This window comes from Halomonas sp. EF61 (assembly GCF_040147045.1).
Taxonomy (GTDB): domain Bacteria; phylum Pseudomonadota; class Gammaproteobacteria; order Pseudomonadales; family Halomonadaceae; genus Halomonas; species Halomonas litopenaei.
This window is the reverse complement of record NZ_JAMSHM010000002.1, coordinates 798,246-822,441: the sequence shown is the minus strand read 5'-3', so window position 1 is coordinate 822,441 and position 24,196 is coordinate 798,246. Positions and strand designations below refer to the sequence as shown.

Here is a 24,196-nt window from a genome sequence, read left to right as displayed (position 1 = left end):
TATGCTGAGCCCATCAACAGCGTCGAGTGCTGCCGCAGCGAGCGGCGTGCTCTACCTGCATGGATTCAATAGTGCCGGCGCCTCGCCCAAGGCGCGGCTGATCAAGGCCGCCTGTGCGGAGCTGGGGCTTCCCTGCGAGACCCCGGACCTGTCCTCGCAGGCGGCCGACGCCCTGCGGCTCGCCGAATCGCTGTTACCCCGGCTGGGGCCCAGCCCGATGCTGATGGGCAGCTCCATGGGCGGCTTTCTGGCCACGGTGCTGGCAGAGCGCCATGAGCTGCCGGCGGTACTGGTCAATCCGGCGGTGCGACCGGCCAGGCTGGTCGACACCATGCTCGGCGAGAGCTTCGTCAACGCCTACACCGGTGAGCGCTTCGTGGTCGAGCAGGGCCACCGCGACCAGATCGCCGAGATGACGCCGGAGGTGGTGACCCCCGGGCGCTATCTGCTGCTGCTGGTGACCGAGGACGAGACGCTGGACAGCGCCGACGCCTTCGCCGCCTACCGCGGGGCCAAGGCGATCCTGCATCCCGGCGGCGAGCACGGCTTCAATGCCCTGGCCGACTACCTGCCGGCGGTGTTCGCCCACGGTGGTCACGCCCTGGCGCCCGGGCGAGTGGCGCCGGTACCGGCCGAGTGAGCCGTTCAGTCGACGGCGCAAAGACGATCCCAGTCATCCTGATGATGGACCACGCATGACCCAATACAGTGCCAGTTCGATCGAGGTGCTTTCCGGGCTGGAGCCCGTTCGCAAGCGCCCCGGCATGTACACCGACACCTCCCGTCCGAATCACCTGGTCCAGGAGGTCATCGACAACAGCGTCGACGAGGCGCTCGCCGAACACGCCAACGAGATCCGCGTGGTACTGCGGGACGACGGCGGCATCGAGGTGACGGACAACGGTCGCGGCATGCCCATCGACGTTCACCCGGAGCATGGGGTATCGGGGATCGAGCTGATCATGACTCGGCTGCACGCCGGCGGTAAGTTCTCCTCGTCGAGCTACCGCTTCTCCGGCGGCCTGCACGGGGTCGGGGTGTCGGTGGTCAACGCCCTGTCGCGACGCCTCGAGGTCGAGGTCCTGCGCGACGGCGAGCGCCACGCCATGGCCTTCGAGCACGGCGACAAGGTCGAGGACCTGCACGTCATCGGCACCGCCGCCAAGCGTGCCAAGGGCACCCTGGTGCGCTTCTGGCCGGATACCAGCTACTTCGACAGCCCCAACCTGGCGGTGGGACGGCTCAAGCACCTGCTGCGGGCCAAGGCGGTACTCTGCCCCGGGCTCAAGGTGGAGCTGGTGGAAGCCGACGGCACCGCCACCACCTGGCAGTTCGCGGACGGTCTGCGCGACTATCTGGCCCAGACCACCGACGGCTACGAGGTGCTGCCGAGCTCGCCCTTCGTCGGACACTTCGCCGACGACGAGCAGGGGGTGGACTGGGCGATTCAGTGGTTGCCCGAAGGCGGCGACTCGCTGATGGAAAGCTACGTCAACCTGATCCCCACCGCCCAGGGCGGCACCCACGTCAACGGCCTGCGCTCGGGGCTGCTCGAGGCACTCAAGGAATTCTGCGAGTACCGCAGCCTGCTGCCGCGCGGGGTCAAGCTGACCGCCGAGGACCTGTGGGAGCGGGTCGCCTACGTGCTGTCGGTGAAGATGCTCGATCCGCAGTTCGCCGGCCAGACCAAGGAGCGGCTGTCGTCACGCACCGTGGCGGGCTTCGTCTCCGGCGTCGTCAAGGACGCCTTCTCGCTGTGGCTCAACCACCACGTCGACCAGGCCGAGGCCCTGGCCGAGCTGGTGATCAGCGCCGCCCAGCGGCGCCAGAAGAGCTCGAAGAAGGTGGCGCGCAAGAAGGTCACCTCCGGCCCGGCGCTGCCCGGCAAGCTGGCCGACTGCAGTGGCCAGGACCCGGCCTTGAGCGAGCTGTTTCTGGTCGAGGGTGACAGCGCCGGAGGCAGCGCCAAGCAGGCGCGCAACCGCGAGACCCAGGCGATCCTGCCGCTGCGCGGCAAGATCCTCAACACCTGGGAGGTCGATTCCCACGATATCTACGGCTCCCAGGAGGTCCACGACATCGCCGTGGCCATCGGCGCCGACCCGGCCAGTGCCGACCTGTCCAAGCTGCGCTATCACAAGATCTGTATCCTCGCCGATGCCGACTCCGACGGGCTGCACATCGCCACCCTCCTGTGTGCGCTGTTCGTGCGCCACTTTCCGTCGCTGGTCGACGCCGGCCACGTCTTCGTCGCCATGCCGCCGCTTTACCGCATCGACCTTGGCAAGGAGGTCTACTACGCCTTGGACGAGAGCGAGAAGGCGGCCATCCTGCGCAAGCTGGAAGGCAAGCGCGGCACCCCCAACGTGCAGCGCTTCAAGGGCCTTGGCGAGATGAGCCCGCTGCAGCTGCGCGAGACCACCATGGCGGTGGAGACCCGGCGGCTGGTGCAGCTGACCCGGGAGGAGGGCGACGGCACCATGGAGATGATGGACATGCTGCTGGCCAAGAAGCGCGCCTCGGACCGCAAGAGCTGGCTCGAGGACTACGGCAACCTGGCGGATATCGAAGTGTGACGGGCCGCCATCGCGGTGACTTGCACGCAGTGACGCTCCCGGATTTCACGTCGTCGGTTCAGGCGACCAGGATTGAGAACGAGGGATCATGACTCTGGACATTGAGGTGGCGGAGGGCGACGTCGAGCGACTGTCCCTGCGCGAATACACCGAGAAGGCCTACCTCGACTATTCGATGTACGTCATTCTCGACCGGGCCCTGCCCCATATCGGCGACGGCATGAAGCCGGTGCAGCGGCGCATCATCTACGCCATGCGCGAGCTGGCGTTGAACGCCAACGCCAAGTACAAGAAGTCGGCGCGTACCGTCGGCGACGTGCTCGGCAAGTTTCACCCCCACGGCGACAGCGCCTGCTACGAGGCCATGGTGCTGATGGCCCAGTCGTTCAGCTATCGCTATCCGCTGGTGGACGGCCAGGGCAACTGGGGTAGCCCGGACGATCCCAAGTCCTTCGCCGCCATGCGCTACACCGAAGCGCGGCTGTCGAAGTTCGCCGAGGTACTGCTCAGCGAACTCGGCCAGGGCACCGTGGACTGGGCGCCCAACTTCGATGGCACCATGAACGAGCCGGTGGTGCTGCCGGCACGTCTGCCCCACGTGCTGCTCAATGGCGGCACCGGCATCGCCGTGGGCATGGCCACCGATATTCCGCCCCACAATGTGCGCGAGGTGGTCGAGGCCACCTGCGAGGTGCTGCGCAATCCCGGCGTCACCACCGCCGACCTGATGGCGCACCTGCCTGGCCCGGACTTCCCCACCCGGGCGGAGATCATCACCCCGCGCGCGGACCTTCGAAAGCTCTACGAGAGCGGTCGCGGCAGCGTCAAGATGCGCGCCCGCTACGAGCAGGAAGAGGGCCAGGTGGTGATCACCGCGCTGCCCTACCAGGTCAGCGGGGCCAAGGTACTGGAGCAGATCGCGGCGCAGATGCAGGCCAAGAAGCTGCCCATGGTGGCCGACCTGCGTGACGAGTCGACCCACGAGGAGCCGACCCGTCTGGTGATCGAACCGCGCTCCAATCGGGTCGATATCGAGTCGCTGATGGCGCACCTGTTCGCCACCACCGACCTCGAGAAGAACGTACGGGTCAACCTGAACGTGATCGGCCTCGACGGCCGCCCGCGGGTGATGCCGCTGCCTGAGCTGCTCGGTGAATGGCTCGACTTCCGTCGCACCACGGTGCGCCGTCGCCTCGAACACCGGCTGGGCAAGGTCAACGACCGCCTGCACCTGCTCGAAGGCCTGTTGATCGCCTACCTCAATATCGATGAGGTGATCCGCATCATCCGCGAGGAGGATGAGCCCAAGAGCGCGCTGATGGCAGCCTTCGGTCTGACCGACCGTCAGGCCGAGGCGATCCTGGAGCTGCGCCTGCGCCACCTGGCCAAGCTCGAGGAGATGAAGATCCGCACCGAGCAGGACGAGCTCGAGGCGGAGCGCAAGCGTCTTGAAGAGCTGCTCGGCAACGAGGCAGCGATGACCGACCTGATCGAGCAGGAGCTGCGCAAGGCCGCTGAGGAGCACGGCGACGAGCGCCGCTCGCCGATCGTCGAGCGCGAGGAGGCCAGGGCGCTGTCCGAGGTTGAACTGGTGGGCGCCGATCCGGTGACGGTGGTGCTGTCCGAGAAGGGCTGGATTCGTGCCGCCAAGGGTCACGATATCGACCCCTCCGGGTTGTCCTACAAGGCCGGCGACGCCTTCCACCTGGCCGCGCGAGGCAAGACCAACCAGCCGCTGGTGCTGCTCGACGACACCGGCCGGGCCTACACCCTGCCGGCCCACCAGCTGCCAAGTGCCCGTGGCCAGGGCGAGCCGGTCACCGGCAAGGTCAACGTGGTGGCCGGCGCGCACATGGCCGGCGTCATGCTGGCACCGGGGGACGCCCGCTTCCTCCTGGCCTCCGACGGCGGCTACGGCTTCGTCGCCCGGCTCGAGGACCTGACCGGCAAGAACCGTTCCGGCAAGGCGGTGCTGAGCCTGCCCAAGGGCTGCAATGTGCTGCCCCCGGTGGAGCTGCCGGCGGCCGAGGAATTGACCGTGGCCACGGTCTCCAACGAAGGCCGACTGCTGCTGTTCCCGCTGGACCAGTTGCCGGAGATGTCCAAGGGCAAGGGCAACAAGATGCTGGATATTCCCGGCGCGCGGGCGGCCCGGCGCGAAGAGTTTGTGCGCGGCCTGGTGGTGCTGGCGCCAGGGGATACCCTGGTGGTGCACGCCGGCAAGCGCAAGCTGTCGCTCAAGAACGGTGAGCTCGACTACTATCGGGGAGATCGCGGACGGCGAGGCAGCAAGCTGCCACGCGGGCTGCAGAAGGTCGACCGGCTCGAGCGCCTCGAGGCGTAACCCTTACGACGGTACGGCGCCCGCCGGTTGCTGCGGGTGCCCAAGGAAGACACATCATGACACGACGAATCCTGATGCGCGCCACCGGCCGGGCCCGGCCCGGTCAGCTTGCCGGCCTGGGGCGGATCCTGGCCCGCAGCGGCGCGCGCCTTCTGGACATCAACCAGAGCGTGACCTTCGGTATCGTCTCGCTGGAGGCGCTGGTAGCGCTTGACCACGAGGCCGACCTGGAAGGCGCCCTGTCGGGCGCCGGCGATGAGCTGGGCCTGGACGTCCAGGCGATCCAGATCAGCGCCGAGGAGTACCATCGCTGGAGCGAGACCGCGAGTCAGCCGCGCCTGATCATGACCCTGCTGGCGCCGCGACTGCCCGCCGGCATCCTGGCCGAGGTAGGGGCACTGACCGCCGAGCACGGCTTGACGGTGGAGTTGATCCATCGCCTGTCCGGGCGCGAGCCGCTGGACGGCGAGGCGCCGGCCCAGGGTAGCTGCGTCGAGTGCTGGCTGCGCGGCGAGGACGTGGACCTTGAGTCGCTGCGCGAGAAGGCGCTGGCGCTGGGTGCGACCCACGGGGTCGATATCGCCCTGCAGGAAGACTCCATCTGGCGCACCCACCGTCGCCTGGTGTGCTTCGACATGGACTCGACCTTGATCAAGGCCGAGGTCATCGACGAGCTGGCGCGCCGCCACGGGGTCTACGACGAGGTGGCCGAGGTGACCGAGCGGGCCATGCGCGGTGAGCTCGACTTCCAGCAGAGCTTCCGTGAGCGCATGGCCAAGCTGAAGGGCCTGGACGAGTCGGTGCTGGCCGAGATCGCCGAAGAGCTGCCGCTGATGGACGGGGTGGAACAGTTGATGGCCCAGCTCAAGCGCTTGGGCTACCGCACCGCCATCCTGTCCGGCGGCTTCACCTACTTCGCCCGACATCTGCAACAGCGGCTGGGCTTCGACGAGATCCATGCCAACGAGCTGGTGATCGAGGACGGCAAGGTCACTGGCGAGGTGCGCGAGCCGATCGTCGATGCCGATCGCAAGGCCGCGCTGTTGCACCAGATCGCCCAGCGCGAGGGGATCGCCATGGAACAGACCATCGCCGTGGGCGATGGCGCCAACGATCTCAAGATGCTGGCCGCCGCCGGACTCGGTATCGCCTTTCGGGCCAAGCCGCTGGTGCGTGCCCAGGCCCGTCAGAGCATCTCGACCCTGGGGCTTGACGCCGTGCTCTATCTGATCGGCTATCGCCAGGCGGATCTTTCATGCCAGGCGCCGGGCCACGAATAGTCCAGACGACATCGACATCGCCGCTTGGACGCGATGTTTACTTCTACTGCAAGGGAGCCCAGGGCTCCCTTTTTTTGTGTCTCCCATTCCCACTCGGTCCAGCGAGCCTGGATGCTGTCGCGAACCTGGTAGCGACATGGCGCTGCAGGCACCCGCGAAGCAAAGTTCCCTCGCTCAGGACGAGCCATTGACCGCAACTCCGAGGGAAAGGTCGTTGCAAGCGGCCGAGATCAAACAGTGGTGGTGGAGCGATATAACCTGATCGGGGTCGTTATTATGTACGTCGAAAGGCGTAGTTGACACGAGTCAGCAGAGAGGTGTGTACGGCGGTTTCGGTAGCCTCACGGGGCCAAAAAGAGAGTAGCCTGAATTGGCAAACTTTTGGTCCCCACGAGGAAACCCTTCCCATGGAAAATGACACAGGAAAGCTGAGACTCGGCGCCTTGCTCGCGCTGGTCGTCGGCTCGATGATCGGGGGCGGTATCTTTTCGCTTCCGCAGAACATGGCGGCGAGCGCCGCACCAGGGGCGGTGCTGATCGGCTGGGGAATTACCGCGGTCGGCATGCTGGCACTGGTGTTCGTCTTCCAGACCCTGGCCAATCGCAAGCCGGAACTCGACGCCGGCATCTATGCCTACGCCAAGGCCGGTTTCGGCGACTATCTTGGCTTCTCTTCCGCCTGGGGCTACTGGATCAGTGCCTGGCTCGGTAATGTCAGCTACTTCGTTCTGTTGTTCAGCACCCTGGGCTTCTTCTTCCCCATCTTCGGCGAGGGTAATACGCCGGCGGCCATCGGCTGTGCATCGATCCTGTTGTGGGCCGTTCACTTCCTGGTGGCCAGGGGAATCCAGCAGGCGGCCTTCATCAATCTGGTGACCACCATCGCCAAGATCGTCCCGCTGATCATGTTCATCGTGCTGGCCGCCATCGGGTTTCACCTGGACGTCTTCACCATGGACTTCTGGGGTACCGGCAACGCCGATCTTGGCAGCGTGATGGACCAGGTTCGCAACATGATGCTGGTCACCGTCTGGGTATTTATCGGTATCGAGGGCGCCAGCATCTATTCCGCCAAGGCTCGCGATCGTCGCGATGTCGGGCGCGCCACCGTGATCGGCTTTGTCGGTGTGCTTCTGCTGTTGGTGATGGTCAATGTGCTGTCCATGGGCATCATGAGCCAGCCGGAACTCGCCGAGCTCAAGAACCCGTCCATGGCGCTGGTGCTGAGCCAGGTGGTCGGCCCCTGGGGCGGTCATCTGATCAGCCTGGGCCTGGTGATCTCGCTGCTCGGCGCCTTGCTGTCCTGGACACTTCTGTGCGCCGAGATTCTTCACGCGGCCTCCAGCGACGGCACCATGCCTGAACTGTTGAGCAAGGAAAACGCCAACAAGGTGCCGGTCAACGCCCTGTGGCTTTCCAACGGCCTGATCCAGCTCTTTCTGCTGCTGACGCTGGTCAACGAGTCCACCTACCTGAGCCTTCTTTACCTCGCAAGCTCGATGATCCTGGTGCCTTACCTGTGGTCGGCGGCCTACGCCCTGTTGCTCGCGGTAAAGGGGGAAACCTACGAGAAGGAGCCTGAGGTACGCCGCAAGGATCTGTTTGTCGGCGGCCTGGCTACCCTCTACGCGATCTGGCTGCTGTTTGCCGGCGGTATCGACTATCTGTTGCTGTCGGCGCTGCTTTACGCCCCTGGTGCCGTGTTCTTCTACAAGGCCAAGAGCGAGCGTGATGAAAAGGTCTTTACCCCCATCGAGAAGATTATCTTCGCAGTCACTATCGCCTCGGCGCTGGTGGCCACGCTGGGGCTCTATCAGGGGTGGTTGAGTCTGTAGTTATGTAGTTAGACCTCGATGTTCAACATGTTACAGCGGTCAGGTTCATTGATGATGCGGTAGTGACAGTCCCGCAAAAGGGAAGGAGAAACAGAATGAAAAGTGGATCTTCACGATTGGGTGTCTATTCCGAGGTAGGCAAGCTTCGCAAGGTCATGGTGTGCTCGCCAGGGCTTGCTCATCAGCGACTGACCCCCAGCAACTGTGATGACCTTCTGTTCGATGATGTGCTGTGGACCAACCAGGCCAAGCGTGACCACTTCGACTTCGTGACCAAGATGCGCGAGCGTGACATCGAAGTGCTCGAGATGCACAACCTGCTCACCGAAACCCTCGAAAATCGCGACGCCATGCGCTGGATTCTCGAGCGCAAGGTGACCTCCAACCTGGTCGGCTTCGGCCTTGCCGATGAGGTCCGCGCCTGGCTCAGTGAACTGGAGCCACGGCGTCTGGCCGAGTTCCTGATCGGCGGGGTGTCCTGGGCCGACATCACCGAGAGCCACGGAGGCGAGACCCTCAAGACCTTCCGCGACTATCTGGGCCAGTCCAGCTTCGTGCTGCCACCGCTTCCCAACACCCTGTTCACCCGGGATACCACCTGCTGGATCTACGGCGGGGTGACGCTCAATCCGATGTTCTGGCCGGCCCGCCGCCAGGAGACGCTGCTGACCTCGGCGATCTATCGCTTCAACCCGCGCTTCGCCGGCGCCGACTTCAAGGTGTGGTACGGCAATCCCGACCAGGACCACGGTTCGGCCACCCTGGAGGGCGGCGACGTGATGCCGGTGGGCAATGGCGTGGTGTTGATCGGCATGGGCGAGCGCACCTCGCACCAGGCCATCGGTCAGGTGGCGAGCGCCCTGTTCCGGGCCGGCGAGGCCGAACGGGTGATCGTGGCGGGACTGCCCCGGTCGCGTGCCGCCATGCACCTGGACACCGTCTTCAGCTTCTGCGATCGCGACCTGGTGACGGTCTTCCCTGACGTGGTCAAGGACATCGTTCCCTTCAGTCTGCGCCCCGACGAGAGCAAACCCAGTGGCATCGACGTGCGCCGCGAGAAGGGGAGCTTCATCGAGGTGGTGGCCGAGGCGCTGGGGCTGCCGAAACTGCGAGTGGTGGAGACCGGTGGAGACAGCTTCGAGGCCGAGCGCGAACAGTGGGACGACGGCAACAATGTGGTCGCCCTGGAGCCAGGCGTGGTAGTCGGCTATGACCGCAACACCTACACCAACACCCTGCTGCGCAAGGCCGGGGTCGAGGTGATCACCATCAGCGCCAGTGAACTGGGCCGTGGGCGAGGCGGCGGTCACTGCATGACCTGTCCGATTCAGCGAGATCCCGTCGACTTCTGACGACGTCGTTACGCGTTACTTCGCTTCTTTAACTGTGAATCGACGGCTGCCCTGGTGGCCGTCAAGGAGACCCTCATGTCCTTCAATATCCACAACCGTCACCTGCTGTCGCTGATGCATCACTCCGAGCGCGAGCTGCGCTACCTGCTGGACCTGTCGCGGGACCTCAAGCGGGCCAAGTACAGCGGCTGCGAGGCCCAGCGACTCAAGGGCAAGAACATCGCCCTGATCTTCGAGAAGACCTCCACCCGGACCCGCTGCGCCTTCGAGGTGGCCGCCTATGACCAGGGCGCCAACGTCACTTACATCGATCCCACCTCGTCCCAGATCGGGCACAAGGAGTCCATGCGTGACACCGCCCGGGTACTGGGGCGCATGTACGACGCCATCGAGTACCGCGGCTTCAGTCAGGAGGTGGTCGAGGAGCTGGCGGCGTTCTCCGGGGTGCCGGTCTACAACGGCCTGACCGACGAGTACCACCCGACCCAGATGATCGCCGACGTCCTGACCATGCGCGAGCACGCCGAGAAGCCGTTGCACCAGATATCCTTCGCCTACCTGGGTGATGCCCGCAACAACATGGGCAACTCGCTATTGCTGATCGGCGCCAAGCTGGGCATGGACGTGCGGATCGCCGCGCCACGTTCGCTGTGGCCGGACGAGGAGCATCTGGCCAACTGCCGACGCTTCGCCGAGGACAGCGGCGCGCGCATCTGCCTGACCGAGGACCCCCGCGAGGCGGTCAGGGGCGTCGACTTCATCCACACCGACGTCTGGGTGTCCATGGGCGAGCCGGTGGAGGCCTGGGCCGAGCGCATCGACCAGTTGCTGCCCTACCAGGTCAACAAGGCGCTGATGGAGGCCGCCGGCAACCCCAGGGTCAAGCTCATGCACTGCCTGCCGGCCTTCCACAACTGTGACACCAAGGTGGGGCGCCAGGTCGCTGAGCAGTACCCGATGCTGAAGGACGGCATCGAGGTCACCGAGGAGGTGTTCGAGTCACCGGCCTGCATCGCCTTCGAACAGGCGGAGAACCGCATGCATACGATCAAGGCGGTGATGGTCTCGACCCTTGGCGATGTGTAAGCCACGTACCAACGGATCGGCAAGATAGCCTGGCGGCCCCTGGGCCGCCAGCAACCCCGAACGGGAAGGACACTGTTATGCGTATCACGATTGCCCTTGGTGGCAACGCCCTGTTGCGGCGTGGCGAGGTCATGAACGGCGAGGCCCAGCGCGCCAACATTCGTATCGCCTGCGAGCAGATCGCGCGCATCGCATCAGGCAACGAGCTGGTGATTGCCCATGGCAACGGGCCCCAGGTGGGCCTTTTGGCCCTGCAAGGAGCAGCCTACGACGAGGACAACGCCTTTCCTCTGGATGTGCTGGGTGCCGAGACCGAAGGCATGATCGGTTACATGATCGAGCAGGAACTCGGCAACCTGTTGCCGCCGGAGGTGCCCTTTGCGTCGCTGTTGACCCAGGTCGAGGTGGACGCCGATGACCCGGCCTTCCAGCAGCCGAGCAAGCCCATAGGCCCCATCTACCAGCGCGACGAGGCCTGCCGGCTGGCAGAGCTCAAGGGCTGGACCATGGCGCGAGACGGCGATCACTACCGCCGGGTGGTGCCGAGCCCTAGACCCAGGCGGATCTTCGAGATTCGCCCGCTGCGCTGGCTTCTGGAGAAGGGCACCGTGGTGATCTGTGCCGGCGGTGGCGGCATCCCCACGGTCTACGGGGAGGATGGCAAGCTCGAGGGCATCGAGGCGGTGATCGACAAGGACCTGTGCTCATCGCTGTTGTCACAGCAACTCGCCAGCGATCTTCTGATCATCGCCACCGATGTGGACGGGGTCTATCTGGACTGGGGGACCCCGCATAGCCGTCGGGTGGCGATGGCCGATCCCGATAGCCTGGAAGCCCAGGGTTTTGCCGCAGGATCCATGGGGCCCAAGGTGCAGGCGGCCTGTGAGTTTGCTCGTTCAAGCGGCAAGACGGCAGTTATCGGGGCGCTGGCCGATATCGAGGCTATCGTCGCAGGCCACGCCGGCACTCGGGTGAGTATCAGGGCCACCGGCATAAGCTTCGCCAAGGAGACGACGACTCCTTGAAGGAGGAGCGGGACATGCCTGGTTGCCTGCCCTCGTCTGGAGGCGGCTGGCTACCGCCGATGGGGGAGCGCTCTCCAGGTTGACGATCGTTAGGATGGAGCCCTCGGAATGGCGTTAGGGGCGCCAACGCCACGGAAGGCGTTCTGGCCGGGTGGTTATCCACCCGGCCGTTTTTATGCGTTCCGACCAGGTTCGCTGGTGGTCATTGCCGCTTATTTGCCAACTCGTCGGCCATGCAGTTGGCGTAGAAGGTGACCGCCGCCGGCCAGTCAGAGAACACCGCCTTGACCCCGATATCGCGGGCCATCACGTCAAGCGCCACCATCTTGTCGCCATCGTTGTCGACGACATTGTCGATGGTCTGGTGGTACCAGGCACCGTCACGGGTCAGCGGCGCCGAGCGCTCGAAGGACCAGGCGATCAGCTCCAGTCCTGCCTCCTTGGCCTTCTCGGCGTAGACCGATGGCACGATGGGCCGGTCTTCGCTGTCCCCCTCGGCCAGCAGCATCCACATCGGCGGGGCCAGAATTTTCACTCCCATATCGGCCAGCTCCTGCATCGACGGCTCCCAGCTTGCGGGGTCGGTCACGTCGAAGCCTTCCACGTCATAGCGATCGTCCAGGTACACCGCCTGGTCGGCGAACTCGGTGTTGTCGACCCAGTAGCGCACGTCATCGAGCAGAAACGACTGGGGAAAGACGTCTTCTGCGGGCACGCCGGCCTCGACGTACTCGTCGATCAGCTTCTGGGCATAGTCCTGCTGGCTCATGCCGTCGAAGGGCATCTCGACGCTCGGTGTCTTCAGCTCCGGGGTCATCTTGACGCCCAGGTCCTGAAACAGCGCGATGCTTTCGGCGTGGCTCATCAGGGTGCCGCGATCGGCATAGAGCTCGGTGCGCCAGCGCGGGTTGCCGGCCAGGTAGGCCTCCAGGGTGTCGGCGCTGGTGTCGACGCCGTCCATGCGGCCTTCCAGGGTCTTGAACTCGGCCAGGGTGATGTCGCTGGTGCAGCACTGGACGTCGGCGGCGTTGGTCAACTTGCCATCGGCATCGAAGGTCGGTGGCACGCTGCACTGCTCGGCAAGCTCGGTCTCGAGGATATTGGTGGTGCCGTGCAGGTCGCACTGGGAGTGGCGGCAGACCAGTTCCTTGTCTTCGGTAAAGGCCACGTCGCACTCGAGCACGCCAGCGCCCATGCGCGCGGCGGCCAGGTAGGATTCCCGGGTGTGCTCGGGGAACATCAGGGGGGCGCCGCGGTGGCCGATGGAAAAGTCGCTCCGGGTGGGCTGCTCAAGGTTGGCCGCGCACTGCTCAAGGGTCGCCTTGAGCTCCGCGGACTGGGCATTGTCCTCGTCCATGTCGTCGATCAGGAAGTAGGGGCGGGGGCCCAGACTGACCGGCAGGGAGGAAGAAGCGCTGGCGTTGGAGGCGTTGTCCTCGGCCATGGCGGGCGCGACACTGGCCCCGCAGAGCGCGATGGCAGTGATCGCGCATGACAGTAACGCGGCGAGGGGAGCGGGGCGGCGGTGGTGATGGGCATCCATGGAGCGTCTCCTTTGTGTCAGCCATGCTGAACCATCAGCACGAGTCTGGTGGTGTTGTCAGAGATTACGATGGTTCCGGGGCGCCGGAATCGCTCTATTACCCTAGTCCGGCTCGAGGACATTCACATGACAGCGAGCGCTCTTGGCGCCCGTGCTGGCGCACCGCAGTTGACAACGTCGCTGAAGACTGATTTTCTAGAGCGCATGAACATGACATCTCGCCACCTCGACCTACGACTACTACTACGCGTTTGAATGCGCGTGGCGACGCCCTTTGTGCTTGCGTCGCCGGCAGGATCGCCACCAGTCAGGTTGAGTCGAGGTTGCAAGATGTCCGTCAGTACCCAGTGCCCCACCATGAACCCGTCCCGTCACGCCACCTGTGGTGTCCGCTCTCGTCGTTGCGACGATGTACGGATCGCCGGTGCGCGAATTGTCGTGGTCGCTATCGTCTCGGTCCTGGAACGACTTATGACGCCCCGCTCGCCTCTGGCGAGCGGGGCGTCGCCGTTTTTACCTGGCCTTTGCTCACAAGGCGCTGGCCGGGCCGCCCAACAGGCCTTCCAATAACGCTTCGCTCGACACACCCTATTCCGGAGAAAACGCCATGATGCTCAAGGACCCTTCGACCAAGTACCGCCCCTTCGTGGCCGTGGACCTGCCTGATCGGCAGTGGCCCAGCCAGCGCATCGAGACCCCGCCCCAGTGGTGCAGCGTCGATCTGCGCGACGGTAACCAGGCGCTGATCGATCCGATGGACCAGGAGCGCAAGCAGCGCTTCTTCGATCTGCTGGTCAAGATTGGCTTCAAGCAGATCGAGGTGGGCTTCCCCTCCGCCTCCCAGACCGACTTCGACTTCGTGCGCAGCCTGATCGAGGAAGACAAGGTCCCGGACGACGTCACCATCCAGGTACTGACCCAGGCCCGTCCGCATCTGATCGAGCGCACCTTTGAATCGCTCAAGGGCGCCAAGAACGCCATCGTTCACGTCTACAACGCCACCGATCCGGTGTTCCGTCGCGTGGTATTCAATGTCGACAAGTCCCAGTGCATCCAGATCGCGGTCGATGCCACCACCCAGATCCGTGACCTGATGAAGGCGGCCCCCGAGACCAACTGGACCTTCCAGTATTCTCCGGAGCTGTTCACCACCACCGAGATGGACTTTGCGGTGGAGATCGTCAATGCCGTGAGCGAGACCTTCGGGGCCAGCGCCGACAACAAGATGATCGTCAATTTGCCGGCCACGGTGGAGTGCGCCACCCCCAACAACTACGCCGACCAGATCGAGTGGTTCTGCCGCAACGTCGAGCACCGCGATCACCTGATCGTCAGCGTCCACCCCCACAATGACCGTGGTACCGGTGTGGCCGCCGCCGAACTGACGGTGATGGCCGGTGCCGACCGGGTCGAGGGCACCCTGTTCGGCAACGGCGAGCGCACCGGCAACGTCGACATCGTCACCCTGGCGATGAACCTCTACACCCAGGGCGTCCATCCGGGCCTCGACTTCTCCAACATCACTCCGATCATGCGCGAGGTCGAGCACTGCAACCAGCTGCCGGTCCACCCGCGTCATCCCTACGTCGGCGATCTGGTGTTCACCGCCTTCTCCGGCTCCCACCAGGACGCCATCAAGAAGGGCATGGCGCTGCGCAAGGAAGACCCCGACAGCGTCTGGGCGGTGCCTTACCTGCCCATCGACCCGCTCGACGTTGGCCGCAGCTACGAGGCGGTGATCCGCGTCAACAGCCAGTCCGGCAAGGGCGGCGTCAGCTACCTGCTGGAGCAGGAGCACGGCATCGAACTGCCGCGCCGGCTGTCCATGGAGTTCAGCCTGGTGGTGCAGGAGGTGGCCGATCGGGTCGGCAAGGAGATCACCTCGGCGATGATCTACCAGACCTTCGTCGACGAGTACCTGGCCAAGACCGAGCCCTACAGCCTGGTCAGCCACCGTCTGTCGTCCGAGCCGGACAGCCCGACGGTGACGCTGGAAGCCTGCATCGCCAAGGACGGTGAGCGCCACACCATCAGCGGCGAAGGCAACGGCCCGCTGGCGGCCTTCGTCAAGGCGCTGCGCAGCGAAGGCCACGACATCGAGATCATCGACTACCACGAGCACTCCCGCGGTCAGGGCGCCGACGCCGAGGCGATCGCCTACGTCGAGGTCCGGGTCAAGGGCGAGGCGGTGTTCGGCGTCGGTACCGACGAGAGCATCACCAGCGCCTCGATCAAGGGTGTGATGAGCGCGATCAACCGCTGCCTGTCCACCGAAGAGGTGGCGCCCAACGTCACCGCCGACAGCGTGGCCTGATCCGCGCCGCTGGCAACTGGCGTAAACGCACCGCCCCCGGGGGAGACCCCGGGGGCGGTTTTTTTGCAGCATGCTTGGTGTGGTCCAGGGAGGGGCGTTCTGCGGAGTGGGTCACCAGCAGTCGTTACTAAAGACGTTTATCGGGAGCGAAGGGCATCTCTCGGGCTTTATCGACCATCGCCTTGAAGCTGACATGCGCCGGGTTGATCAGGTAGTTCGTTTCCCTCGGCACGATGACGCTTGGCACCGCGAGATTCGTCACCGACGTTGTGGATTAACTGCTTTCGCAAGGCGAGTGTCTGTCATGAGCGATACTCACACGCAGACGCCGTGCTCGAGCCGTCCAATCAGGTTCAGCACGGCAGCTGTACCAGCCGATGTCACCACCATATCTACCGGCCGCGTGTTTCCAAGACCAGGGGCAGGGGTAAGCAGCCACTGGTTAGTCTGCTGCGTGTCACCCTCGAACAGATCAATGGCGCAGTGGTATACCTCGGCAACACGATAAAGCCGGTCGCCCTCGTCCACGGTGAAGCGGCCAGTCGTCGCTCGACGCCTCAGTGTGGTGGGGGAGATGGCGACAAAGCGTCTCAGGTCCTGCTTTCCTAACCCCGTGAAGGAGGCGAGCATGGAGTACACCTCGTAGGCGACACCATTTCTTAACGCTTCGTGCAGTTGCGGGCCTCGCCGGGGAAGCCCAATGGCGTGCCAGAGGTCACTTTTGTGGTCGGCCTGCTTCGGTCGGAAAACCTTGATGGCAGACTTCATGTTTCACCTTTCCTTGTGGCATCGGTCGATATCACAAAAGAGGACGAGAGGCTGTTGCAGCTTCCCTCGCCCCACGACGGGCCTGATAACCAGCGTACTTTGACGATTGCGTCACAGCTACAACGGCGTCTTGCTGGCTTCGCCGGGGATCTCGCGGACCAGGGTCGGCATCAGGAAGCCGGGCAGGCGGGTGCGCAACTCGTCGACCAGGGCGTTGGCGCGGGCGTCGGCCACGTCGAAGTGGGCTGCCCCGGACACCGGGTCGAAGGCGTGCAGGTAGTAGGGCAGTACGCCAGCCTCGAATAGCCGCTCCGAGAGCGCTTCCAGCGTATCTACCGAGTCGTTCACTCCCTTGAGGATCACGCTCTGGTTGAGCAGGGTCACGCCGGCCTGCTTGAGCCGCGCGCAGGCGCCGGCGACGGCCTCGTCGATCTCGTTGGCGTGGTTGATATGCAGCACCATGACCTTCTGCAGGCGGGTGCCGGTGAGCCACTCGAGCAGGGGGCCGTCGACGCGATCGGGGATCACCACCGGCAGCCGGGTATGCAGGCGTAGTCGCTTGAGATGGGGGATGGCGTCGAGCCGCTCGACCAGCCAGGCCAGCTGGCGATCGCTGGCGGCCAGCGGATCGCCACCGGACAGGATCGCCTCGCGCAGGGTGTCGTCCTCGCGCAGGTAGTCCAGGGTGTCGTCCCACTGGCTGCGTGAGGGCGCGTTTTCCTGGTAGGGGAAGTGGCGACGGAAGCAGTAGCGGCAATTGATCGCGCAGGCGGGGCTGGTGATCAGCAGTACCCGTCCGGCGTACTTGTGGATCAGGCCGCGACGGGCGGTGTGCTGGGCCTCCTGGAGCGGATCGGTGACGTAGCCCTCAGGGCTTGTCTGCTCGGCATCCAGGGGCAGCACCTGGCGCAGCAAGGGGTCGTCCGGGTCTGCGTGGCGCATGCGCGCGGCAAAGGCCTCGGGCACACGCACCTCGAACAGGGAGTGGCCGGCCTCGGCGCCGGGGATCAGGGAGGCGTCGAGCCCCAGGCGGCGGCACAGCTCGCGCGGGTCACGAATGGCGCCGGCCAGCTGGCGCTGCCAGCCGCCGGGGGCGGGAAGTCCCGGCTCATCCGGGGCAGAGCAATGCAAAAGCGTCGAGCTTCGGGTTATCATGCGGGCCATCCATCGATGCGTGCGAGGGGCTTGTCCTCGCAAAATGTCAGTTGAGTGCCGCTCTGAGCCGATGGCCGGGCCGGGCACCGAAAGGAACGAGATCTCATGGCGAACTATTCTACCAACGAATTCAAGGGCGGTCTGAAGGTGATGCTCGACGGTGACCCCTGTGCCATCGTCGAGAACGAATTCGTCAAGCCCGGCAAGGGCCAGGCCTTCAACCGCGTGAAGCTGCGCAACCTGATGACCGGCCGCGTGTGGGAGCGTACTTTCAAGTCCGGCGAGTCGCTGGAAGGCGCCGACGTCATGGATCTGGACATGGAGTACCTCTACACCGACGGTGACATGTGGTACTTCATGAAGACCGACGGTTCCTTCGAGCAGTACGCCGTCGAGAAGAAGGCCCTGGGCGACAGCGACAAGTGGCTCAAGGAGCAGGTGGTGTACACCGTGACCCTGTGGAACGACAACGCCATCTCGGTCTCCCCGCCCAACTTCATCGAGCTGGAAGTGGTCGAGACCGACCCGGGCCTCAAGGGCGACACCGCCCAGGGCGGCTCCAAGCCGGCGACCCTGTCCTCCGGCGCGGTGGTGCGCGTTCCCCTGTTCATCAACCAGGGCGAAGTGCTCAAGATCGACACCCGTAGCGGTGATTACGTCTCCCGCGCCTGAGGCGAGGGCGATATCCCCGGATCGGCAGATCGAGATACAGACAAAGGCCACGCGATCGCGTGGCCTTTGTCGTTTGGGCAAGTGGTAAGGAACGAACGATGACAGACTGGCAACCCACGGCCTCGTTGGACACCCTGCGCCGTCGCGCCGTGCTGATGCAGCGGGTGCGCGGCTTCTTTGTCGAGCGCGGTGTGCTCGAGGTGGAGACCCCCTGTCTCGGTCACGGCGGCAGCACCGACGTGCACCTGGCGTCGCTGTCTTGCCAAGCCGTCACCCCGGCGGGCAGCGAGACCCTGTGGTTGCAGACGTCGCCGGAATTACACATGAAGCGCCTGCTGGCGGCCGGCAGTGGGCCGATCTTCCAGATCGCCCGCAGCTTTCGCGACGGCGAGGTGGGACGCCGCCACAATATCGAGTTCAGCATGCTGGAGTGGTATCGCCCGGGCTGGAGTCTCGATGCTTTGATCGAAGAAACCCAGGCGCTGATCCGCGAGGTGCTGCCGTTCGATCCTGGCCCGACGCGAAAGCGTCGCTATCGCGAGCTGTTTGGCGAGGTGCTGGATATCGACCCCTTCGACGTGGATCTCGCATCGCTTCGCCGTCTTGCCGGTGAGCGCGGTGGCCTCGACATGGGTGAGGCGCCGCGGGATGAGTGTCTCGACCTGCTGATGAGCCTCGTCATCGAGCCCGAGCTAGGCCGCGACGGCATCGACGTGGTGCTGGACTATCCGGCCAGCCAGGCGGCGCTGGCCAGGCGTCACCAGGACCCCCGCGACGGCGCCTGGGTGGCCTCGCGCTTCGAGGTCTATCTAAACGGGCTCGAGCTTGCCAACGGCTACGACGAGCTGACCGATGTGGACGAACAGCGCGTACGCTTCGCCGACGACAATCGCGCCAGGCGTGAGGAAGGCCTTGCCGAGGTCGACGTCGACGAGCGCCTGCTGGCGGCGCTGGGCGCCGGCATGCCCGAGGGCAGCGGGGTCGCCCTGGGGCTCGACCGGCTGATCCAGCTGGCGCTGGGCAAGTCGCGTCTTGAAGAAGTGATCGCCTTTCCCACCCCGCGCTGTTGAGGGGGGGCTGGGCACCTCGTGGGGTGGTGATCCAGACAGCGTCCGGATCATGCAATCATCCGGGACCTGACAGCTACGCCAAGAAGGGCGGCCATAGCCGCCTCTGTCAAAGGTGTTACCAATACGCCTTGGCGCTTCAGTCCGCGCTGGTGGTCGCTTCGCCGTCTGCCGTCGCCGCTGTTGCGCTAGTTCCCGGCTCGCCGCCCAGGCGTTGGCCCATGCTCACCGCGACGGGGCTGCCGGCCTTGCCGCTCAAGGCATCGAAGTCGACCTTTTCGGCGAAGGCCATGACCACGGTGGAGCCGAGCTTGAAGCGGCCCATCTCGGCGCCCTTGGCGAGGTGAATCGGGCGATCGAAGCGGACACGCTCGACCCGGCCGGACTGCGGTGTCACCTGGCCGGCCCACACCGTTTCAATGGCGGCGACGATCATCGCGCCCACCAGCACCAGCACCATGGGGCCGTGTTCGGTCTCGAAGTGGCACACTAGCCGCTCGTTGCGGGCGAACAGGCCCGGGACGTGGCGGGTGGTGGCGTCGTTGACCGAGAACAGGCGCCCGGGCACGTAGACCATCTCGGTCAGGGTGCCGGCAAGCGGCATGTGCACCCGGTGGTAGTCCTTGGGCGACAGGTAGACGGTGGCGAAGCTGCCGCTCTGGTAGCGGGTGGCCGCCCTGGGGTCGCCGCCGAGCAGCTCGGTCATGCTGAAGCGATGGCCCTTGGCCTGGACCAGCCGGCCATGGTCGATGGCGCCCCATTGGGACAGGGTGCCGTCGGCGGGGCACAACAGGCCGTCTTCCAGCGGGCGGGCGCCGGCCGCCAGCGCCCGGGTGAAGAAGGCGTTGAAGCTCGGGTAGACCCTGGGGTCCGATTCCACCGCCTGGCTCATGTCGACCTTGAAGCGCTTGATGAAGGCGCGGATCAACAGGTTCTTGAGCCAGCCGATACGACAGTCGGCAAGCAGGCCGACCAGGCGCGACAGCAGGTGGTGGGGGATGGGGTACTGGATCAGGGAAAACAGCTTGGCGAGGGTCACGAAGGGACGATCTCCGGGTGGTCAATGACGCGCACGCGGCCTCACGGCCGCGCCGCTGGTGCAATCAAGTGCCCTAGGCTCAGTCCGAAAAGTCGACGAGCGAAGGTTAGATAAGGCAAAAATCGGTGAGAAAGCGCAGTTTACGTGGTGTAAATGAGCATTTTGATCCGATTTTTAACGCCGCATTACCGAGCGCAGACACTTTTCAGACAAGCCCTAGATGGGCAGAGGAGCAAGGGCGTCAGTGTTCGATGGGGGTATCGTCGCGATTGCCCCACTCCTTCCACGAGCCCGGGTAGGCACGCATGCGTTCGAACCCCAGTGCCTTGCCTACCAGCCAGGTGAAGCCGCTGCGATGATGGGTCTGGCAGTGAGTGACCACTTCCATATCCGGGGTGATACCCATGGCGCCCAGTTCGGTGATCAGCTCGGCGTAGTCGCGCAGGCGAAGTGAGCGTTCACGGTCCATGGCGTCGGTCCACTCCATGTTGACCGCTCCGGGCAGGTGGCCGAGGTGCCGGTTCTGGCCCTTGTTGCCATCGAACTCGTCGACGGAGCGGGCATCCCAGATGGCGAAGTTGTCGCTGCCCAGGCGCTCTTCAAGCTCGAGTCGGTCGATCGCGACCTCGGGATTGAGGACCTCGGCCTGGTAGTCCGAGGGCTTCGGCGCATGGTCTTCGGTGGACTGGGGCAGACCCTCGTCACGCCAGGCGTGAATGCCGCCATTCAGGTAGGAATAGCGCTTGTGGCCAATCAGCTCCAGGGTCCACAGCAGGCGCCCGGCCCAGCCGCCGCCCTCATCATCGTAGGCGACCACGTGGGTGTCCCGGGTCAGGCCCAGCGACGAGAACAGTTGTGACAGGGCCTCTTCATCGGGGACGTCGTTGGGGACGTCGCCGGAACCTTTCAGCAGACGACGATGGTCGAGAAAGATCGCGCCGGGCACATGGCCCTCGGCGTAGCTTTCCGCCTTCAGCGGCACGTCGATCACCAGGATGTCCTCGTGATCCAGCACGCCGGCGAGTTCCTCGGGCTCGGCGATCAAGGGCAACAGATTGTCTTCTGAGCTCATGGTTCTCTCCTGGCGGATCCACACGGATGAAAGGGGCGGGCGCTGTGTCTGGCGCCTGGCACTTCGCGAGGGGACGCTACTGGCGTTTCCCTATTGGCTATCCAGACTATCGACGATACGACGATAACTGGCAAAGCGTTCGGGGTGAATCGCCCCCTCGTCGATGGCGTCGCGAATGGCGCAGCCCGGCTCCTGCCGGTGGCGGCAGTCGCGGAAGCGACACAGGCCGAGGTAAGGGGCGAATTCGATAAAGCCCTCGGTGACCTCGCGCTCTGTCAGGTGAGTGAGGCCAAACTCGCGGATGCCGGGGGAGTCGATCAGCTCGCCCGAGGCCAGGCTCTCGTCCGGTGCGGGCAGGTGGTAGAGCTGGGCGGTGGTGGTGGTGTGGCGACCCTTGCGCGAGTCCTCCGACAGCGCGCCGATGCGCAACTGTTCGTCGGGCAGCAGGCGGTCGATCAGTGAGGACTTGCCGACCCCGCTCTGGCCGACGAATACCGAGGTGCGGTCGGCGAGCTGGGCGTAGAGGGCGTCGAGTCCGCCGTCGACCTCGGTGGAGGTGGCCACCACCTGGTAGCCGATGCCGCGGTAGCGATCGAGCAGCCCGCGCAGTTCGCCGCCCTCGTCGGGCAGCAGGTCGGTCTTGTTGAGTACCAGCACCGGGGTGATGCCGGTGGCCTCGGCCGCCACCAGGTAGCGATCGATCAGGCCGGCGTGGGGCTCGGGTTCCACCGCGAAGACGATCAGTATCTGGTCGATATTGGCCGCCACGGGCTTGAGTAGCCCGCGCATATCCGGGCGTTCGAGCACATTGTCGCGCTCGCCTCGGGCCACCACCACGCCGCTGCCGTCCTCGCCGGCCCGCCAGATGACGCGGTCTCCGGTGACCAGGCCCTCGAGGTTGGCGCGCAGATGGCAGCGGGTGGGCGTCTCGCCGGCACGGCTGGCGACGTCCAGGGTCCGTCCGAAGTGAGCGATCACTCGGCCGTCGCGCTCGGCGCCGTATTCGCCGGCGGCAAGCTTCTCGTCGTCCTGGCCGGCCTTTCTGGCGGCGCGCTCGGCGCGTTCGGCCTGGATCTTCTCGATGCGCCAGCGCTGCTGGCGGCTCAACTTGCGTTTGCTCATGAGCACCCGATGGTCGGTACAATGGTCGGCATTGTACCTACACGCACGGCCCCTGTCCCGACAAGGGCCACCGCCTGATCAAGGAAGCGACGATGTCCGATGCCAGCGCCAGCCCCGACGATACCCTCAACCCGCGTCCTGACGATGCCAAGACCGGCCCGCGAAACGACGCCCTGATCTGGATCGACCTGGAGATGACCGGGCTCGACCCGGAGCGTGAACGCATCATCGAGGTGGCCACCCTGGTCACCGACGGCGAGCTCAATGTCATCGCCGAGGGGCCGGTGATCGCGGTTCACCAGAGCGACGCACTGTTGTCCGGCATGGATGAGTGGAATACCCGTACCCACGGCAATTCCGGGCTGGTCGAGCGGGTGCGCAAGAGCCAGATCGATACCCGCGAGGCCGAGCGCAGGACGCTCGAGTTTCTCTCAGCCCATGTGGCCCCGGGAACGTCGCCGATGTGCGGCAACTCGATCCACCAGGACCGGCGCTTTCTGGAGCGCGAAATGCCCGAGCTGTGGGCATTTTTCCACTACCGCAATCTCGACGTCTCGACCTTGAAGGAGCTGGCCAAGCGCTGGAACCCCCAGGCGCTGGAGGGCTTTTCCAAGCGCAACGTGCACCTGGCCATGGACGACATCAAGGAATCCATCGCCGAACTCGCGCACTATCGCAAGACGTTCCTCAAGGCTGGGGAATAGTCAGCAGTTGACGCCGGGTTCGAGGCGAGGGGCGCGTTCAGCTCGAGGCGTTCGGCTCGACACGCTCAAGCAGAGGTGATCAGCTCGGCGCGCCGCTGGCGCTGGCGGGCGAGCGCCCAGCGTACGTGCTCGCGCACCAGCTCGGAGGGATAGGCCAGGCGGGTGAGCAGGGCGCGTTCGATGGCGGCGCTCCAGGGGGCGTTACCGAGCCCCACCGCCAGGTTGCGCAGCCAGCGTTCGTAGCCGATACGACGAATCGGGCTGCCGGCGGTGCGCTCGAGAAACTCCTCCTCGCTCCAGCCGAACAGGGTCAGCAGCTCCACCCGGTCGAGATCGTGGCGCGGCGCGAAGTCAGGTTCGCTGCTTGCCCGTGTGAAGCGGGTGAAGGGGCACACCAACTGGCAATCGTCACAGCCGAACACCCGATTGCCCATGGCCTCGCGATAGCGCTCGGGAATGGCGCCGAACAGCTCGATGGTCAGGTAGGAAATGCAGGCGCGGGCGTCGACCACCTTGTCCTCGACGATGGCGCCGGTAGGGCAGGCGGTGCGGCAGGCGCTGCAGCTGCCACAGTGTTCCTGCTCGAATGGCTCGTCCACCGGCAGCGGCAGGTCGGTGTAAAGCTCACCGAGAAAGAACATCGAGCCGGCTCTGGGATTGAGCAGCATGGCGTTCTTGCCGAACCAGCCGATACCGGCCTTGCGCGCCAGGCCGCGCTCCATCACCGGGGCCGAGTCGACGAAGGCGCGGTAGCCGAAGTCCCCGACTTCCGCCTCGATGGTCTTTGCCAGGCGCTGTAGCCGCTTGCGCATCAGCTTGTGGTAGTCACGCCCGGTGGCATAGCGTGACACATAGGCGCGGCTGGGCTGCCCCAGCACCTTGGTGGTCTCCACCTCCGGCGGCAGATAATCCAGGCGCACACTGATGACCCTGATGGTGCCGGGTTCGAGCTCGGCCGGACGGGTACGTTTGGTGCCGTGCTTGGCCATGAAGCCCATCTCGCCGTGGAAACCTGCTTCCAGCCAGCGCTCGAGGTGAGCCTCGTCGTCGCTCAAGTCGACGTCGGTGATGCCGACCTGCTGGAAGCCGAGCTCCCGCCCCCAGGTGCGGATGCGCGCCGCCAGGTCGTTGAAGTCGACGTCGGTGGACGGGGACGATGCAGACATAAATGAGGACATACCCGGCAAATGGCAAGACAGCCCGGCTCTGCGCTTGGCGCGAGAGGAGAAGGGCTTAGACTTC

At 65.1% G+C, this 24,196-nt stretch carries 19 protein-coding genes; 12 read left to right on the top strand and 7 right to left on the bottom strand.

All coding sequences use genetic code 11. The features are described 5' to 3' along the window. The first annotated feature begins 1 nt into the window (after position 1). The 8 genes from NFI08_RS12495 (at position 2) to arcC (ending at position 11,498) form a co-directional block, all read left to right on the top strand. Complete coding sequence (locus NFI08_RS12495) at positions 2 to 640, top strand: YqiA/YcfP family alpha/beta fold hydrolase (protein WP_108131440.1); 639 nt, start codon at positions 2 to 4, stop codon at positions 638 to 640. 55 nt (positions 641 to 695) lie between these two features. Beyond that, on the top strand, positions 696 to 2,576 hold the full coding sequence (parE, locus tag NFI08_RS12490; protein ID WP_045994516.1) for a DNA topoisomerase IV subunit B: 1,881 nt from the start codon (positions 696 to 698) through the stop codon (positions 2,574 to 2,576). An 88-nt stretch (positions 2,577 to 2,664) separates the two neighbouring features. Further along, positions 2,665 to 4,920, top strand: a complete 2,256-nt coding sequence (gene parC / locus NFI08_RS12485; RefSeq protein ID WP_045994515.1) for a DNA topoisomerase IV subunit A — start codon at positions 2,665 to 2,667, stop codon at positions 4,918 to 4,920. Between the two features lie 56 nt (positions 4,921 to 4,976). Beyond that, positions 4,977 to 6,200: a phosphoserine phosphatase SerB gene (gene serB, locus NFI08_RS12480; protein ID WP_349589721.1), complete on the top strand. Its 1,224-nt coding sequence runs from the start codon at positions 4,977 to 4,979 to the stop codon at positions 6,198 to 6,200. Positions 6,201 to 6,607: 407 nt separating this feature from the next. Then, positions 6,608 to 8,035, top strand: coding sequence for an arginine-ornithine antiporter (gene arcD / locus NFI08_RS12475; RefSeq protein WP_108449822.1), 1,428 nt, complete (start codon positions 6,608 to 6,610; stop codon positions 8,033 to 8,035). Between the two features lie 95 nt (positions 8,036 to 8,130). Continuing rightward, positions 8,131 to 9,387: an arginine deiminase gene (gene arcA / locus NFI08_RS12470; RefSeq protein ID WP_045994512.1), complete on the top strand. Its 1,257-nt coding sequence runs from the start codon at positions 8,131 to 8,133 to the stop codon at positions 9,385 to 9,387. Between the two features lie 75 nt (positions 9,388 to 9,462). After that, positions 9,463 to 10,473, top strand: a complete 1,011-nt coding sequence (locus NFI08_RS12465; RefSeq protein WP_349589716.1) for an ornithine carbamoyltransferase — start codon at positions 9,463 to 9,465, stop codon at positions 10,471 to 10,473. A 77-nt stretch (positions 10,474 to 10,550) separates the two neighbouring features. Further along, positions 10,551 to 11,498 carry a carbamate kinase gene (arcC, locus tag NFI08_RS12460; protein ID WP_349589713.1) on the top strand — a complete coding sequence of 316 codons (948 nt, stop codon included), beginning with the start codon at positions 10,551 to 10,553 and terminating at the stop codon, positions 11,496 to 11,498. Positions 11,499 to 11,700: 202 nt separating this feature from the next. Here the strand turns inward: arcC and NFI08_RS12455 are convergent, their stop codons facing one another. Further along, the gene (locus NFI08_RS12455) at positions 11,701 to 13,041 is read right to left on the bottom strand and encodes a glycerophosphodiester phosphodiesterase family protein (protein WP_349589710.1); all 1,341 of its coding nucleotides are present in this window, start codon (positions 13,039 to 13,041) and stop codon (positions 11,701 to 11,703) included. A gap of 607 nt (positions 13,042 to 13,648) precedes the next feature. Between NFI08_RS12455 and leuA the strand changes: the two genes are divergently transcribed. Further along, on the top strand, positions 13,649 to 15,355 hold the full coding sequence (gene leuA / locus NFI08_RS12450) for a 2-isopropylmalate synthase (RefSeq protein ID WP_349589707.1): 1,707 nt from the start codon (positions 13,649 to 13,651) through the stop codon (positions 15,353 to 15,355). Between the two features lie 315 nt (positions 15,356 to 15,670). On the opposite strand, the gene NFI08_RS12445 is transcribed toward leuA, so the two are convergent. Together NFI08_RS12445 and epmB are read right to left on the bottom strand one after the other, a co-directional pair. After that, on the bottom strand, positions 15,671 to 16,123 hold the full coding sequence (locus NFI08_RS12445) for an Xre family toxin-antitoxin system antitoxin (RefSeq protein WP_108449818.1): 453 nt from the start codon (positions 16,121 to 16,123) through the stop codon (positions 15,671 to 15,673). Positions 16,124 to 16,240: 117 nt separating this feature from the next. Beyond that, positions 16,241 to 17,278 (bottom strand): EF-P beta-lysylation protein EpmB, encoded by a 1,038-nt coding sequence (gene epmB, locus NFI08_RS12440; RefSeq protein ID WP_349589703.1) that lies wholly within the window; start codon positions 17,276 to 17,278, stop codon positions 16,241 to 16,243. 105 nt (positions 17,279 to 17,383) lie between these two features. Between epmB and efp the strand changes: the two genes are divergently transcribed. Continuing rightward, a complete protein-coding gene (gene efp / locus NFI08_RS12435; protein ID WP_045994506.1) occupies positions 17,384 to 17,950 on the top strand; it encodes an elongation factor P in 567 nt (188 codons plus the stop codon). Positions 17,951 to 18,048: 98 nt separating this feature from the next. Next, positions 18,049 to 19,020, top strand: a complete 972-nt coding sequence (gene epmA, locus NFI08_RS12430; protein ID WP_349589699.1) for an EF-P lysine aminoacylase EpmA — start codon at positions 18,049 to 18,051, stop codon at positions 19,018 to 19,020. Positions 19,021 to 19,156: 136 nt separating this feature from the next. On the opposite strand, the gene asd is transcribed toward epmA, so the two are convergent. The 3 genes from asd to rsgA all read right to left on the bottom strand — a co-directional run bounded on the left by asd (position 19,157) and on the right by rsgA (position 22,250). Next, complete coding sequence (asd, locus tag NFI08_RS12425) at positions 19,157 to 20,056, bottom strand: archaetidylserine decarboxylase (RefSeq protein ID WP_108449815.1); 900 nt, start codon at positions 20,054 to 20,056, stop codon at positions 19,157 to 19,159. A 241-nt stretch (positions 20,057 to 20,297) separates the two neighbouring features. Next, on the bottom strand, positions 20,298 to 21,128 hold the full coding sequence (locus NFI08_RS12420) for a sulfurtransferase (RefSeq protein WP_045993089.1): 831 nt from the start codon (positions 21,126 to 21,128) through the stop codon (positions 20,298 to 20,300). A 90-nt stretch (positions 21,129 to 21,218) separates the two neighbouring features. After that, on the bottom strand, positions 21,219 to 22,250 hold the full coding sequence (gene rsgA, locus NFI08_RS12415; RefSeq protein ID WP_045993090.1) for a small ribosomal subunit biogenesis GTPase RsgA: 1,032 nt from the start codon (positions 22,248 to 22,250) through the stop codon (positions 21,219 to 21,221). 92 nt (positions 22,251 to 22,342) lie between these two features. Here rsgA and orn point away from each other — a divergent pair, with 92 nt between their 5' ends. Continuing rightward, positions 22,343 to 22,954: an oligoribonuclease gene (gene orn / locus NFI08_RS12410; RefSeq protein ID WP_108131452.1), complete on the top strand. Its 612-nt coding sequence runs from the start codon at positions 22,343 to 22,345 to the stop codon at positions 22,952 to 22,954. Positions 22,955 to 23,019: 65 nt separating this feature from the next. Here orn and queG read toward each other — a convergent pair whose 3' ends face one another. Beyond that, entirely contained in the window at positions 23,020 to 24,120 is a 1,101-nt protein-coding gene (queG, locus tag NFI08_RS12405) for a tRNA epoxyqueuosine(34) reductase QueG (RefSeq protein WP_045993091.1), read from the bottom strand. Positions 24,121 to 24,196: the final 76 nt, after the last annotated feature.